The sequence below is a fragment of the Pseudomonas chlororaphis subsp. piscium genome (assembly GCF_003850345.1).
Classification (GTDB): Bacteria; Pseudomonadota; Gammaproteobacteria; order Pseudomonadales; family Pseudomonadaceae; genus Aquipseudomonas; species Aquipseudomonas piscium.
The window spans coordinates 4,398,381-4,413,352 of the sequence record NZ_CP027707.1; the positions used below are offsets into that span (position 1 = coordinate 4,398,381).

Consider the following 14,972-nt stretch of genomic DNA (forward strand, 5'->3'; position numbering starts at 1 on the left):
AATAAGAACAACAAAACCCACAGGAGAACGGCCTTGAGGCAAACCACCCTGGCATTTCGCGAGCGTTACCGCGCCGCGGTTCATCCGCGCTACAACCCGTGGCTGCACGGCGGTTTCGTGCTGGCCTACGGCATGGCGTGCATCGCCCTGCTGTGGAGCACCCTGCACCAGGTGCAGCCGCTGGAGTGGCTGGCGGTGCCGGTGGCGCTGCTGTTCTTCAACCTGTGCATCTACGTCGTGCACCGCTGGCTGGGCCACCACAAGCAGGCCTTCGCGCGGATGTTCTACGCCCGCCACAGCGGCGATCACCACAGCTTTTTCGTGCCTGGATACATGACCTACGACAGCCCCCGGGACTGGCGGGTGATCCTGTTCCCGGCCTGGCTGATCCTGGTCCACAGCCTGTTGTTCGCCCTGCCGCTGTGGTGGCTGCTGCAGTTGTGGAATGCCAATGTCGCGGCGCTGTTCGCCAGCTGCACCCTGATCGGTTACCTGGCCTACGAAGTGTTCCATGCCTGCGAACACTTGCCGGCCGGGCACCCGCTGGCGCGGCTGCCGTGGATCCGCCAGATGCGCCGCCTGCATGAGCTGCATCACCGCCGCGAGCTGATGCAGGAGCGCAACTTCAACATTGTCCTGCCGCTGATGGATTACCTGTTCGGCACCCTGTACTGGGAGCCGGAACCCGCTACCTCCTCTCTATCGACAAGGTCCTCGTCCATGACCCGCATGCAGCATCAGATCGATATTCCGCGCAACCCGGTAGCCCTGCTCGACTACGCCAGCGCCTCCAGCCGCTGGCCGGAGTGGCACCCGTCTTCGCTGAAGGTCCAGGGTCCGGCCGGGGCCCTGCCCGCCGGCGCGCGGTTCGAGGAAGACATCCACGCCGGCGGGCGCAGCGGGCACCTGAGCTGGAGGGTCGATGAGTACCTGCCGGGGCATCGCTGGCGTGCCTCGGCCCAGGGCGATCATGGCCTGCAGCTGGTGGTGACCTACGAGTGCCAGGCACTGGACGCCCATCACACGCGGTTTATCCGCACCCTGGAATACCGCTTCGACGGCCTGCTGATGCGCCTGGGCAATCGCCTGTTATTCAGAAGGCGGATAGAACGGGAGTCCGCCGACTCCCTGCTAGCCTTATGCGAAATGGCGCAACGGGCAATTCCCCTGGGCGCCAGCGTCGCACCGCAGAGTGTGACCTGAACCCATCACCCAGGAGCCGCCATCGATGAAGCCAGTCGCACCCCGTCGGATCAAGTTTCGCCATCTGCTGCTGGTCGTGATCATCGCCATCGGCGCCTTTCTGCTGCTGATGCCGACCAAGGTCCAGCCATTGGCCTGGACCCCGCCGGCGGCGCCTTCGCTGAAGAGCGGCCTGTACGCCGAGAACCAGAAGCTCAAGGGCGTGCAGGCGGTGGGTGCGCTGGATATCGACGGGCCGGAAGCCCTGCTGCTGGAAGACGGCTCGCTGATCAGCGGCCTGCATGACGGGCGGGTGATCCGCACCGCCCTGGACGGCAGCACCCTGCAGGTACTGGCCAATACCGGCGGGCGCCCCCTGGGCCTGGCCCGCCATCCGGATGGCCGGCTGATCATCGCCGACGCGGTCAAGGGCCTGCTCGCGCTGGACGCCAAAGGCCAGTTGAGCACCCTCAGCACTTCCGCCAACGGCCTGCCCTTCGGCTTTACCGACGACGTGGCAGTGGACGCCGCCGGGCGTTATGCCTACTTCAGCGACGCCACCAGCCGCTGGGGCTACGGCCAGGATGGCGAGGCGGTGATCGAACACGGCGGCGACGGGCGCCTGCTGCGTTATGACTTCCAGACCGGCCAGACCGAACAATTGCTGGATGGCCTGGAGTTCGCCAACGGTATCGCCCTCGGGCCCCAGGAAGCCTATGTGCTGGTCAACGAAACCGGCGCCTACCGGATCAGCCGCTACTGGCTCAGCGGCGCCAAGGCCGGCACCCGCGACCTGTTCATCGACAACCTGCCGGGGTTGCCGGACAACCTCAGTTTCAACGGCCAGGGACGTTTCTGGGTGGCGCTCTACGCCCCGCGCAACGTCCTGCTCGACGGCACCGCGCCCTACCCCCTGGTGCGCAAGATGATCGTCCGCGCCATGACCCTGCTGCCCAAGCCGGTGGAAAAACGCGGCTTCGTCCTGGGCCTGGATACCCAGGGCCAGGTCATTGCCAACCTGCAGGACGCCAGCGCCGGCAACTACGCGCCCATCACCACGGTGCGCGAATACGGCGACGCCCTGTACTTCGGCTCGCTCAAGGCCACGCATATGGCGCGCCTGCCGCTGAGCGTCGCCCTGGCGAAGGCGCCTTGATGCGGTAGCGACCTGGATCCGGGCGAATCGGGTCCTGAGCCGCTACCGGACACCGCCATGGCCGCCAGAGGTGGAGGCCTATTGATTCTGATCTAAGCTCTCCCGCGCGGCGCCGTCAGGCGCCCCCACCATGGAACGACAAACAATCGAATCCGATTGATTCCCATCACATTGAGAGTGGATCCACCCATGAAAATCAAAATCCTCCTGGCTTCCCTGCTGCTCACTTCATCCCTGTCGGCGCTGGCCGCGTGCCCGGTGTTCGGACCGTCCGAGGATCCCTGCGCAGGCCCGGTATTCGGCCCGAGCACCTGCGAGTGCCCTTGAGGCAGGCAAGCGCTGAAACAGGCGCGCCCGCTCCTGGGCGCGTCTCGCCAAGCGTGCGGGTGGAGACAGGGGAATAAATACGCAACCAGCAGGAAGAGCAGCGATGCTCTTGATTGCATAGAACCTGGCGAGACGCCCGAAACCTCGGGACATCTCGCTCAGGACAGGGTCGGGGTCAGAAGCGGGCAGTCAGCTTCTCGGAAATTTCATCCTTGATCAGCAGCCGCTTTTCCTTGAGTCGTTTCAACTCCTCGTCAGCGGCCGCCGCGGCCTCCGCTTTGAGCACCTGATCATCAATGGTGGAGTATTTATCGAACAAGGCATTCAAGTGCGGGTCATTGGCCCGACGCTGTTGAATGTCTTCTTTGCTGTAGCTCAGGTCCTGATACAGGTCATGGGGCACCGGCATGAAACACCTCCGTTTGTTGATCGGTAGCAAGCGCACTTACAGGCGCTCGCCAGTTACCAGAATGACCTCCACCACCGCTGTCTGTCGACCGCCAATCAGACCACAGCGCTAACCGTTCGTCGCCTTCAACGGCATTTCCTGCGACCCATCGCCTGCCCCCAAAACCCGCCATGACCGAAGGCCCGCTGAGGGTGCCGCGATTCACCCCAGGGCCTGGGCCAGAAACGGCGCGGTGCGGCTCTTGCGGTGCCTGGCCACCTGCTGCGGAGTCCCGCTGACCACCACTTTGCCGCCCTGGTCGCCGGCGCCCGGGCCGATATCGATCACCCAGTCGGCCTGGGCCACCACGCGCATTTCATGCTCGACCACCACCACGCTGTGGCCGGCCCGCACCAGGTTGTCCAGTTGTTCCAGCAGGCGATCGACATCCCGCGGATGCAGGCCGGTGGTCGGCTCGTCCAGCACATACAGGGTGGCGCCGCGGGGGTTGCGCTGCAGTTCGGTGGCCAGCTTGATCCGCTGTGCTTCGCCGCCGGACAGCTCGGTGGCCGGCTGGCCGAGGCGCAGGTAACCCAGGCCGATGTCGCGCAAGACTTCCAGGGAACGGCGAATGCTCGCTTGCTCGGCGAACACCTCGACCGCCTCCTGCACCGTCAATTGCAGGACCTGGGCGATGTTCAGATCTTGCCACTTGATGGCCAGGGTCTGCGGGTTGTAACGCGCGCCATGGCAGGTCGGGCACGGCGCATAGACGCTGGGCATGAACAGCAACTCGACGCTGACAAAACCTTCGCCTTCGCAGGCCGGGCAGCGGCCCTTGGCGACGTTGAAGGAGAACTGCCCGGCGTCGTAGCCCAGGGCTCGCGCCTCGGGGGTGGCAGCGAACAGCTTGCGCACGTGGTCGAACAGCCCGGTGTAGGTCGCCAGGTTCGAGCGCGGGGTGCGGCCGATGGGTTTCTGGTCCACCTGCACCAGGCGCTTGATCCGCTCCAGCCCGGCGGTGACTTCGCCGCTGCTGGCCTGCGGGGCCTCGTCTTCCAGGTTCAGCTCTTCCGGCTCTTCGTTGCTCTGCGGCCGTCCGAGGTGCGCGCCCACCAGCTCCAGCAACGCCTGGCTGACCAGGCTCGACTTGCCGGAACCCGACACCCCGGTCACCGCGGTGAAGCAGCCGAGGGGGAATTCGGCACTCAGGTCATTCAGGTTGTTGCGGCTGATGCCTTCCAGGCGCAGCCAGCCCTGGGCCTGGCGCGCGGTGCGGCGGGCCGGCGCCTGCTCGGCGAACAGGTAGGCGCGGGTCTGCGACTCCGCGACATGGGCCAGCCCCGCCGGCGGACCGCTGTACAGCACCTGACCGCCCTGCTCGCCCGCCGCCGGGCCGACGTCGATCAGCCAGTCGGCGCGGCGCATGGTCTGCAGGTCGTGCTCGACCACGAACAGCGAATTGCCCGAAGCCTTGAGCTGCTGCAAAGCCTCGAACAACGCCTCGGCGTCCGCCGGATGCAAGCCCGCCGAGGGCTCGTCGAGCACGTAGATCACCCCGAACAACTGCGAACCCAGCTGGGTCGCCAGGCGCAGGCGCTGCAACTCGCCGGACGACAGGGTCGGCGTACTGCGCTCCAGGGCCAGGTAACCCAGGCCCAGGCCGGTCAGGGTGCTGACCCGCTCCAGCAGGTCCTGGGCGATGCGTTGCGCGGCCAGGCGCTTTTCCAGGGACAGGTTCGGCGTGTGCCGCACATCCGGCCCTCCGACATGCCCCGGCGCGCCCTGGGCGATCCGCTGCTTGCGCGCGGCCTGGGTCTGTTCGTGGCTCCAGACCTCGCCGGCCTCCTCGGCCTGTTCCAGGTAAGCCTGGGCGGCCACCGGTTTCAGCACTTCGGCCAGTTGCAACAGGGGCATCTGCGACAGCTCGCCGATGTCGAGGCCGGCGAAGGTCACCGACAGCGCCTCGCGCTTCAGGCGCTTGCCCTCGCACAGCGGGCACGGGCTGCCGAGCATGAACTGCGACACGCGCTTTTTCATCAGCGCGCTTTGCGAATGGGTGAAGGTGTGCAGCACATAACGCCGGGCCCCGCTGAAGGTGCCCATGTAGCTCGGCTCCTGCTTGCGCTTGAGGGCCTCGCGGGTCTGCTCCGGGGTCAGCCCGGCGTACACCGGCACGGTGGGGGTTTCTTCGGTGAACAGGATCCAGTCGCGCTGTTCTTTAGGCAGGTCGCGCCAGGGAATATCGACGTCGTAGCCCAGGGTCACGAGGATGTCGCGCTGGTTCTGCCCCTGCCAGGCCAGGGGCCAGGACGCCACCGCGCGCTGGCGGATGGTCAGCGAAGGGTCCGGGACCATGGACGCCTCGCTGACCTCGTAGACCCGGCCCAGGCCATGGCAGTTGGGACAGGCACCTTGCGGGGTGTTGGGCGAGAAGTCTTCGGCGTAGAGCATCGGCTGCCCCGGCGGGTAGCTGCCGGCCCGGGAATAGAGCATGCGGATCAGGCTGGACAAGGTGGTGACGCTGCCCACCGAAGAGCGGGTGCTCGGCGTGCCACGCTGCTGTTGCAGGGCCACCGCCGGCGGCAGGCCTTCGATGGCGTCGACATCCGGCACCCCGACCTGATCGATCAGGCGCCGGGCGTAAGGCGCCACCGATTCGAAATAGCGGCGCTGGGCCTCGGCATACAGGGTCGAGAACGCCAGGGACGATTTGCCGGAGCCGGAAACCCCGGTGAACACCACCAGCGCATCGCGGGGAATATCCACGTCGACGTTGCGCAGGTTGTGTTCGCGGGCGCCGCGCACCCTGACAAAACCCGAGCTGTGCGCTGGCAAGGAAGACAAAACCTGGGGCGAAGACGTGTTGCGCGCTGAAGTCATGGGACAGCCTTGTATCGGAGGTGTCGGGACGAGATTTCAAGTCAGAGAGTCCCACGGCGCCAGCACCGACGACAGGCAGCCACCCGACCGAGATGCAGGGTGCATGGGCCCGGGGTTTTGAGCAACCGTGGATGTCGAACCTTCAGCGGGCTTTTTGCCTGAGGTGTTTACGACCTCACGCCTCCAGCACCGACCTGACCATGGCGGTCAGGGCGTCCGGGCTGTAGGGCTTGCTCAGCAGGTGGGTGTCCGGGCTGAGCTGGTGATTGCAGGAAATGATGTCGCGGGTATGCCCCGAGGTGAACAGCACCGCCACGGCCGGCGACTGGGTCTTGGCCCAGAGCGCCAGGTCGGTGCTTTTGATCAGGCCGGGCATCACCACATCGGTGAAGATCAACTCGACCCGGGCGCCGTTCAGCAACAGTTGCATGGCCGCATCGCCATTGGCCGCCACCAGCACCTTGTAGCCGGCGTGCTCCAGCAACTCGACCGCCGCCGCGCGGACGTCCTCGTTGTCCTCCACCACCAGGATGGTTTCCTGGCCGTGGCCAGGCCGCTGCCCACGCCGGGGCGCCTCTCCCGGCTCAGTTTCAGTACTGCGGACAAAATACATGCGCACCGTGGTGCCCTGCCCCGGCGCGCTGAGCATCTCGATATGGCCGCCGCTCTGCTTGACGAAACCGAACACCATGCTCAGCCCCAGCCCGGTGCCCAGGCCGTCACGCTTGGTGGTGAAGAACGGCTCGAACGCCTGCTTGAGCACCTCGGGGGGCATGCCATCGCCGGTATCGGCCACCGACAGGCACAGGTAGTCGCCGGCGGTGATGCCCTTGCCGGCACAGAAACGGCGGTCGAGCACCACATTTTCGCCACGGATGCCGATGGTGCCCTCGCCCTTCATCGCATCGCGGGCGTTGATCGCCAGGTTGAGCAAGGCGTTTTCCAGCTGGCCGCGATCGACCTTGATGCACCAGGGCTGCGCGGGCAGTTGCACGTCGATATCGATGGTCTCGCCGAGGGCCCGTTGCAGCAGCTCACCCAGGCTGTCGGGGATCCGGCACGGGTTGTAGACCTCGGGCGACAACGGCTGGCGCCGGGCGAACGCGAGCAATTGCGCGGACAGCTTGGCGCCGCGCTCGACCGCGGTAATGGCCGCGCCGACCCGGCGCTGCACATTGGCATTGTCCGGCTCATGGCGCGCCAGCAGGTGCAGGTTGCCGGCGATCACTTGCAGCAGGTTGTTGAAGTCGTGGGCCACGCCACCGGTCATGCCGCCAATGGCCTCGAGCTTCTGCGACTGGCGCAACTGCTCCTCGGCCGAGACCCGCGCGTTGACCTCCTCGGCCACCCGCTGCTCGAGGTTGCGCGTCAGTTGCAGCAGCGACTCTTCGGCCATCTTGCGTTCGTGGATATCGATCAGCACGCCGGGAAAGCGCAAGGCCTGTCCCGCCTCGTCGAACTCGCAACGGCCACAACCCATGACCCACAGGTAACTGCCGTCCGCCCGGCGGATGCGGTATTCGCTGTTGTAGGGCATGCCCTTTTGCAGGCTGTAGGCCAGCTGCTCCTTGATCCGCGGCAGGTCCTCGGGGTGCACCCGGCTGTCGGCGACCGCCATCGACAGGTCGTCCAGCGGCTGCTCCAGCGGGTAGGAAAAGGTCCGGGCAAAACGCTCGTCGCCTGACAGCCGATCGGCCTTGATGTCCCAGACAAAGGAACCCAGCAGCGCCCCGGCATTGAGCGCCAGCTGCACCCGTTCGTTTTCCACGCGGTAGGCGCTCTCGACTTCCTGGCGGCGTTGCTCGGACAGCACATGGGCGGTGGTCTCGACCACTATCGCCATGACCCCGGCCGGCGCCTGGTCGTCGCCGGCCACCGGGCTGTAGTAGAGGTCCATCCAGACAGGTTCCGGCTGGCCGTTGCGCAGCAGCACCAGTTCCTTGTTGCGGTACGACAGGGTCCCGCCCGCCAGGCAGGTGTCCAGCACATGCCGGTTGAAATCCGCCACCTCCGGCCAGCCCAGCTCCACCTGGCGGCCGAGCAGGTACGGATGCCGGCCGCCGGCGAATTCGGCGTAGGCATCGTTGTAGATCATGTAGCCCGAGCGGCCCCAGAGCAGGAGCAGGGGTACCGGCGAAGCCAGCAGCAGTTGCACCGCACTGCACAGGCTCGACGACCAGTGCTCCAGCGCTCCGAGCTCGGTGAGGGACCAGTCGAACGCCTGGATGCGTCCGGCCATCTCGCCTTTCCAGCCCTGGCAACCATGGGGATCGGATAAGAACGGCATGAGCGAACTCTACGAAAAGCATGGCAAGCATGGATTTTCAGGAGGTCGCGACGCAGCAGCCTCCAGAGCCTTTGAGCACCCTGCACCCGGATGGTTTCAAGATTTTCAGCCATGAGGCCGAATCACCACTGCCGCTGGTCGGTCGCCCTGCCCGCGAGCGCCACCAGCGTACGCCGGACACTATCGAACAAACAGCATAGGCGCTGGCGCAAGGTCCAGGCGGACGCTCGCAGGCGCCGCCTGGCACAGGGCGGATTGCCCGCCCTGAAGACCTCAGTCGGTGCCGTATTTCGGCGAGCGCGGACCGTACAACAGGCCCGCGTGTTGCCCGGCCGACAGCAGGCGCTGGCTGGTGATGCCGGCGATCGGGTGACCGGCGTCGGTGGAGGTGTTGATGATCTGCTTCACCGCGGCGGTGATCAGCATGCCCACCAGGCCACCGCCGTTGTTATTGTTGCCCTCTTCGCTGGAGGCCCGGGCAGTGCCGGTCCACAGCGTGGTGCCGGTCTTCAGGTCGACCAGGGTGGCACTGGCGGTGACCACGGTGGCGCTGCTGATCAGCATGTAGCTGGTTCCGTACTCCTTGACGGTGATATACAGCCCGGCATCGGCACCGAAGATCTCGTTGAGCTTGGCCGGCGACAAGCCATGGATGTCCGCCGGGTTGGTCAGGCCGTTGTGGCGGAAAGTTTCATCCACCACTGCGATCGGCATCACGTAATAACCGGCTTCGGCCAGGGGAAAGGTCACCTGGGACAGCATGCTGTAGGTGGCCTTGACGTCCGGCGACTCGTTGAGCGGCGGCAGCACCAGGATCGACTTCGGCCGGGCCTGCTTGTAGGCCGAGTAGTCCAGGGTCTTGGGCGTGGCGCAGCCCACCAGCAGGCTGACAGCCAACAGGCCCAACAGGTTGCGCAAGGTGTAGAGGTTCATTGGCCGGCTCCCTTCTTGGCGTTTTTCAGCAGAAAGTCCATGTACGGCGTGGACTCGGGGAACAGCGCCTTCTCGGTGTTGAACTGCTGCACCATCTGGTCGTCCTTGCCCAGGCCCGCATAGAGCATGCCCAGGTGCGCGTGGTAACCCGGCGGCACCGCCTTGCCGGTGGACTTGATCTTCTGCAGGTCGCGCTCCAGCGCTTCGATCTGGGCCTCCTGGGCCTCCTCGCCCTTGAAGTACTCGTAGGTCTGGGTCTGGTAGGTTTCCCACTGGTAAAGCGTCTTCGGCCCACTGCAACCGGCCAGCAATACGCTGCCCAGCAACGTGGCGGCCATCAGCGGCCGGGCCATCTTGGTGTTGAACATGCTCTTCTCCCTGTCAGCGGTGTCGATCAGCGGCTGGGTTTCCAGGCGCCGGCGTCAATCGCCTCGACCATGCGGTTGACGGCCTCGCGCATGGCCAGGTCGAGGACCTTGCCGTTGAGGGTCGAGTCGTAGGAGGCGGTGCCGCCGAAGCCGATCACCTCGCGGTTGGACAGGGCGTACTCACCGGCACCCTGGGTCGAATACACCACTTCGGAAGTGCTGATGTTGACGATGTTCAACGCCACCTTGGCGTAGGCCACCTGGGTCTTGCCGCGGCCGAGAATGCCGAACAGCTGGTGGTCGCCGGTTTCCTTGCGGCCGAACTCGGTGACATCGCCGGTCACCACGAAGTCCGCGCCCTTGAGCTTCTGCGCCTGGCCCTTGATCGCCGCTTCCTGCTGGATCTCGCCCATGTTGTCGCGATCCAGCACATTGAAGCGGTGGGTCTGCTGCAGGTGGGTAATCAGGATGGTCTTGGCCTGGCCGCCGAGGCGGTCGACGCCGTCGGAGAAAATCCCGCGCATGTAGCTGGAGCGGTTATCGAACTTGCCCACCGCCATCGGTACCCGAGCCCCGGTCCACACCTGATTGGCGCTCTGGACCTTCTCCACCGGCAACGCCCGGGAGCTTTCAGTGGCACAACCGCTCATGCCCGCCAGTACAGCCAACGCTACGCCCGACATCACCAACTTCGAGATCAGTCTCACTCTGCGTTCCTTTTGAGTATTCATAGAAAAGTGCCTGCGCCCTGCCACAGCCTTGCGAAACACGGCTTCTGCGGGTTCGGAAATAGCAGTCAGGGCACACTGAAACGTGACGCAGGAGGCGTCGGCGGCGGCGATTATGCCAAAGTGCCATCATTGCGAAAAGAAATAAAAAACTCTGGCGCCAGTCGATTGACTGCCGGACGCTCCGTCCTGCCCCTGCACCTTTGGGCAAGCGCTCGCTCCGTCAGCGAAAGTCCCGGCTGCGCACGCTGATGCCACTCAGCAGCTCGCTGAGATCGCTCAAGCGGCCGGCGATCAGGTGGCGGACCTCGCCTTCGGTTTCCAGGGTGCCGTCGACCTTGAGCAACTGCGCGCCCACCAGGACCTTGCGCTGGCGCTCGGCCAGGTCGCGCCAGACCACCACGTTGACGTTGCCGAACTCGTCTTCCAGGGTGACGAAGGTCACGCCGCTGGCGGTGCCCGGCCGCTGGCGTCCGGTGACCAGCCCGGCGATGCTCACCGGGCGCCCGTGCTCGACCTCCAGCAACTCGCGGGAACTGCGACAGCGCCGGGCCTTGAGTTCGTCCCGCAGCAAGGCCAGCGGATGGGGCCCGAGGGTGGTGCCGACGCTCAGGTAATCGGCCTGCAGATCCTCACCGACCGTCGGCCGCGGCAAAACCACGGGTGCCTCTTCCTGGCGCGGCAGGCCGGCGAACAGGCCGAGCTGTTGCTGCACCCCCGCCACTTCCCAGCGCGCCCGATGCCGATGCCCGGCCAACCCACGCAGGGCGCCGGCATCGGCCAGCAGTTCCTGGGCGCGGCTGTCGAGGCGCGCCCGTTGCCCGAGGTCGGCGATGTCGACGAACGGGCCGTCCTGGCGCGCCGCCTCGATCCGCCGCGCATCGTCTTCGCGAAAGCCCTTGATCATCCGCAGCCCCAGGCGCAACGCCGGCTGCGCGCCGGCCAGCGGTTCCAGGCTGCAATCCCAGGCGCTGGCGCGCACGTCCACCGGGCGAATCGCCAGATGGTGCCGACGCGCGTCCTGGAGGATCTGGTCGGGGCTGTAGAAGCCCATGGGCCAGCTGTTGATCAGGGCGCAGGCGAAGGCCGCCGGCTCGTGGCATTTGAGCCAGCAACTGGCATAGGTCAGCAAGGCGAAACTGGCGGCGTGGGATTCGGGGAAACCGTAGCTGCCGAAGCCCTTGATCTGCTCGAAGATCTGCGCGGCGAATTCGTCGCTGTAGCCGTTGGCGCGCATGCCGTCGCGCAGGCGCAGGCGATGGGGCTCCAGGCCGCCGTGACGTTTCCAGGCGGCCATGGAGCGGCGCAACTGGTCGGCCTCGCCGGGGGTGTAGTCGGCGGCGACAATGGCGATCTGCATCACCTGTTCCTGGAACAGCGGCACGCCCAGGGTTCGCTGCAGCACCTCTTTCAGTTCCGCAGAGGGATAGGTCACCTCCTCCTTTTTGTCACGTCGACGCAGGTACGGATGGACCATGCCGCCCTGGATCGGACCCGGCCGGACAATGGCCACCTCGATCACCAGGTCGTAGAAATCCTTTGGCTTGAGCCGGGGCAGCATCGACATCTGCGCCCGCGACTCGATCTGGAACACGCCGATGGTGTCGGCGCGACCGATCATCTCGTAGGTGGCCGGGTCCTCGGCGGGGATGCTGGCCAGGCTTAGCCGCTGGTCCCGATAGCCATGGATCAGGTCGAAACAGCGGCGAATCGCACTGAGCATGCCCAGCGCCAGCACGTCCACCTTGAGCAGCCCGACCGCGTCCAGGTCGTCCTTGTCCCACTGGATAATGGTGCGTTCGGCCATGGCCGCGTTTTCCACCGGCACCAGGGTGTCCAGCGGCTGTTCGGAAATCACGAAGCCGCCGGGGTGCTGGGACAGGTGCCGGGGAAAGCCGATCAGTTGCCCGGTCAGGCTCAGGACCCGGCGCAACACCGGGCTGTCCGGGTCGAAACCGGCCTCCAGCAGGCGCTCGACGGCCGGCGGCGTATCGCTCCAATGGCCGCAGCAGTCGGCCAGGGCATTGACCTGGTCCGGCGGCAGGCCCAGGGCCTTGGCCACATCGCGCACCGCGCCGGCGCCGTGGTAGGTGCTGACCACCGCGGTCAGCGCGGCGCGATGGCGGCCGTAACGCTGGAACACGTACTGCAGGACTTCCTCGCGGCGTTCGTGCTCGAAGTCCACGTCGATATCCGGCGGCTCGTTGCGCTCGCGGGAGAGAAAACGCTCGAACAGCAGGGTCGAACGGTCCGGGTCGATCTCGGTGATGCCCAGGGCGAAACACACCACCGAGTTGGCCGCCGAGCCCCGGCCCTGGCAGAGGATCGACTGGCCGCGGGCAAAACTGACGATGTCGTACACCGTGAGGAAATAACTCTCGTAACCCAGCTCGGCGATCAGCGCCAATTCATCGCCGATCTGCTTGAGCACCTTGGGCTTGGCGCCCCCGGGCCAGCGCTTGACGATACCGCGCTCGGTCAGCTCGCGCAGCCAGCTGGTGGGCGTCTGCCCTTGGGGTACCAGTTCCCGCGGGTACTGGTAATGCAGTTGCACGAGGTCGAAATGGCAGCGCTCGGCGATCCTCAGCGATTCGTCCAACAGGGCCGGCGGATAGAGCCCCTGCAACGCCTCGAGACTGCGCAAATGCCGCTCGCCATTGGGGTGCAGGCGCTGGCCGGCCTCGGCCACCCGCACGTGATGGCGGATCGCGGTCATGGTGTCCTGCAAGGCCCGGCGCCCGCGCACATGCATATGCACATCGCCGCAGGCCACGGCGGCAATGCCCAGTTCCCGGGCCAGCGCCAGCGACTCGCCCAGGCGCCGCTGATCGTCCTGGCCGCAGTGCAATTCCACAGCCAGCCACAACCGGTCGGCGAACACCTGCTGCAACCAGCGCCCGGTCTCTTGCTGTTGGCCCTGTGGCTGAGCCTCCGCCAGCCACAGGGCCAACAGCCCCGGCAAAGGTTGCTCGAAATCTTCCCACAACAGTTGGTATTGGCCTTTCTGCGCCCGGCGCCGGCCACGGGTGATCAGCCGGCACAGGCCCTGATAACCCTCCAGGTTCTCCACCAGCAGCACCAGCTTCGGGCCGTCGTCGAGGCGCATTTCGCTGCCAACGATCAGCGGCAGGTTGCAGTCCTTCGAGGCCTGCCAGGCCCGGACGATGCCGGCCAGGCTGCACTCGTCGGTAATCGCCAGGGCCTGGTAGCCCTGGGCCGCCGCCCGCTCGAACAGCTCGCGGGCACTGGAGGCACCGCGCTGGAAACTGAAGTTCGACAGGCAGTGCAGTTCGGCGTAGCCCTTCATGCGAACCAGCCCTGCAACAGCAAGGCTCCCGCCTCGCCCACCGGGCGATACGCCCAGCCCTGCTGGCCGCCGCGGGTCTCGATCAGGTAATAGTCGCGGCGCACGTCGCCGCCGTCCCACCAGCCGGACTCGATGCGTTCCGGGCCCATGAGGATCCGCGCCGCCCCCTCCGACAGCGCCAACGGCTCGCGCAACAGCCAGCCCGGGCGCCGGGGCCCGGGCAGCAGCGGGCAGGCCTGGCTGTCGCCGACCGGTTGCCAGCTGCATTCGGGACGGTGGTCAGAGTGGAAACGCAAGCCATGCACCGCCTCGTCCCCCAGTCGGGCCCGCAGGCGCTCGCGTAGCTGCTCCCAGGGCAAGGACTGCTGCGGACGCTCGTCGAACAGCTCGCGGTGCTGCGGCACGAAGCGCGGCAGATCCTCGGCCACCAGGCGCACGCCACGCACCGGCGCCGGCACCTGGACCTGCTCCAGGCGCCCGCGCGCCAGCTCGAACAGCATCCCCGGCTCGCGTTCGGCGCTGAGCAGGCCGACCTTGATCAGGCTGTCGGGCAGCTCGACATGTTCCAGGTGCAGGTCGAAGCGCTGCACCCCGCTGTCACGGCCACAGAGAAATGCCGCCAAGTCGCTGGTCAAGCGGCGCAGGGGAAACAGCAGGGCCTGATGGGACAGCACATCGAAATTCAATTCGATGCGCAGATCGAAACGGTCCGGCGGCTGATAGAACGCCAGCGCCAGGGAACGCTCGCCCAACAGAGTATCCAGGTGCTTGAGCAGGCCCGCGTCGAAACGCCGGGCCAGGGTGTCCCGGGGCAGCCCGCGCACCTGGGCGAAGGTGCGCAGGCCCATGCGCGACAGGGCTGTGGCCGCGCCCGGCGGCAGGCCGAGACGCTCCACGGGCATGCGCCCCAGGGCCTGGCGCAACTGTTCCAGGTCGGTCACCGCCAGCCCGTCATAGGCATTGGCCAGCACCCGGGCCGCCGCCGGGTTCGGCGCGCTGACGATGCGGTGGCGAAAGCCCAGCTCGCTCAGCTCCTGGCGCAGGCGCGCCTCCAGCTGTGGCCAGGGGCCGAACAGGCCCAGGCTCGACTCGATCTCGAACACCAGGGTGCGCGGGTAATGAAGGCTGACCTGGGAACTGAAGCGGTAGGCCCAGGCCGCGAGAAACTGCTGCCAATGGGCGATTTCGTCGGCGTCGTATTCGGCGCTGGCGAAGTTCTTGCTCAGGGCCTGGGCGGCGGTCAACGGCTGCCCGGGCCGCAACCCCAGCTCGCGGGCCGCGGCATTCACCGCCTGGATCACCCGGCGCTGCGGCGTCCCGCTGAGCAGCGCCAGCGCGGCGTCCGGCTCGGGGCGCTGGCGCAGCGCCGCGTCCAGCGCCAATTGCGGGAACAGAATGCAGACCCAGCGCATG

The 14,972-nt window shown here is 66.5% G+C and carries 12 protein-coding genes; 4 read left to right on the forward strand and 8 right to left on the reverse strand.

Features of this window, described 5'->3' with window-relative positions:
* The first annotated feature begins 33 nt into the window (after positions 1–33).
* The 3 genes from C4K38_RS19770 (at position 34) to C4K38_RS32355 (ending at position 2,665) form a co-directional block, all read left to right on the forward strand.
* The gene (locus tag C4K38_RS19770) at positions 34–1,203 is read left to right on the forward strand and encodes an SRPBCC family protein (RefSeq protein WP_053279828.1); all 1,170 of its coding nucleotides are present in this window, start codon (positions 34–36) and stop codon (positions 1,201–1,203) included.
* 25 nt (positions 1,204–1,228) lie between these two features.
* Positions 1,229–2,338 carry an SMP-30/gluconolactonase/LRE family protein gene (locus tag C4K38_RS19775; RefSeq protein ID WP_053279829.1) on the forward strand — a complete coding sequence of 370 codons (1,110 nt, stop codon included), beginning with the start codon at positions 1,229–1,231 and terminating at the stop codon, positions 2,336–2,338.
* A gap of 189 nt (positions 2,339–2,527) precedes the next feature.
* Positions 2,528–2,665, forward strand: coding sequence for a PA0050 family protein (locus C4K38_RS32355; protein ID WP_007932359.1), 138 nt, complete (start codon positions 2,528–2,530; stop codon positions 2,663–2,665).
* A 175-nt stretch (positions 2,666–2,840) separates the two neighbouring features.
* Here the strand turns inward: C4K38_RS32355 and C4K38_RS19780 are convergent, their stop codons facing one another.
* From C4K38_RS19780 to C4K38_RS19790, 3 genes are all read right to left on the reverse strand, one after another.
* The gene (locus C4K38_RS19780) at positions 2,841–3,074 is read right to left on the reverse strand and encodes a DUF465 domain-containing protein (protein ID WP_025804516.1); all 234 of its coding nucleotides are present in this window, start codon (positions 3,072–3,074) and stop codon (positions 2,841–2,843) included.
* Between the two features lie 201 nt (positions 3,075–3,275).
* Positions 3,276–5,936 (reverse strand): excinuclease ABC subunit UvrA, encoded by a 2,661-nt coding sequence (locus C4K38_RS19785; RefSeq protein ID WP_053279830.1) that lies wholly within the window; start codon positions 5,934–5,936, stop codon positions 3,276–3,278.
* A 175-nt stretch (positions 5,937–6,111) separates the two neighbouring features.
* Entirely contained in the window at positions 6,112–8,223 is a 2,112-nt protein-coding gene (locus C4K38_RS19790; protein WP_053279831.1) for a hybrid sensor histidine kinase/response regulator, read from the reverse strand.
* 29 nt (positions 8,224–8,252) lie between these two features.
* On the opposite strand from C4K38_RS19790, the gene C4K38_RS19795 reads away from it, so the two are divergent.
* Positions 8,253–8,423 (forward strand): hypothetical protein, encoded by a 171-nt coding sequence (locus C4K38_RS19795; RefSeq protein ID WP_155772911.1) that lies wholly within the window; start codon positions 8,253–8,255, stop codon positions 8,421–8,423.
* A 73-nt stretch (positions 8,424–8,496) separates the two neighbouring features.
* On the opposite strand, the gene C4K38_RS19800 is transcribed toward C4K38_RS19795, so the two are convergent.
* The 5 genes from C4K38_RS19800 to C4K38_RS19820 form a co-directional block, all read right to left on the reverse strand.
* Positions 8,497–9,156 (reverse strand): DUF799 domain-containing protein, encoded by a 660-nt coding sequence (locus C4K38_RS19800; protein WP_053279832.1) that lies wholly within the window; start codon positions 9,154–9,156, stop codon positions 8,497–8,499.
* A complete protein-coding gene (locus C4K38_RS19805; RefSeq protein ID WP_053279833.1) occupies positions 9,153–9,524 on the reverse strand; it encodes a DUF4810 domain-containing protein in 372 nt (123 codons plus the stop codon). The genes C4K38_RS19800 and C4K38_RS19805 overlap by 4 nt, the downstream gene beginning before the upstream one ends.
* A gap of 26 nt (positions 9,525–9,550) precedes the next feature.
* On the reverse strand, positions 9,551–10,207 hold the full coding sequence (locus tag C4K38_RS19810; RefSeq protein ID WP_223816008.1) for a CsgG/HfaB family protein: 657 nt from the start codon (positions 10,205–10,207) through the stop codon (positions 9,551–9,553).
* Between the two features lie 268 nt (positions 10,208–10,475).
* Positions 10,476–13,559 carry an error-prone DNA polymerase gene (locus tag C4K38_RS19815; protein WP_053279835.1) on the reverse strand — a complete coding sequence of 1,028 codons (3,084 nt, stop codon included), beginning with the start codon at positions 13,557–13,559 and terminating at the stop codon, positions 10,476–10,478.
* Positions 13,556–14,971: a Y-family DNA polymerase gene (locus C4K38_RS19820; RefSeq protein WP_053279836.1), complete on the reverse strand. Its 1,416-nt coding sequence runs from the start codon at positions 14,969–14,971 to the stop codon at positions 13,556–13,558. The genes C4K38_RS19815 and C4K38_RS19820 overlap by 4 nt, the downstream gene beginning before the upstream one ends.
* Position 14,972 lies beyond the last annotated feature (1 nt).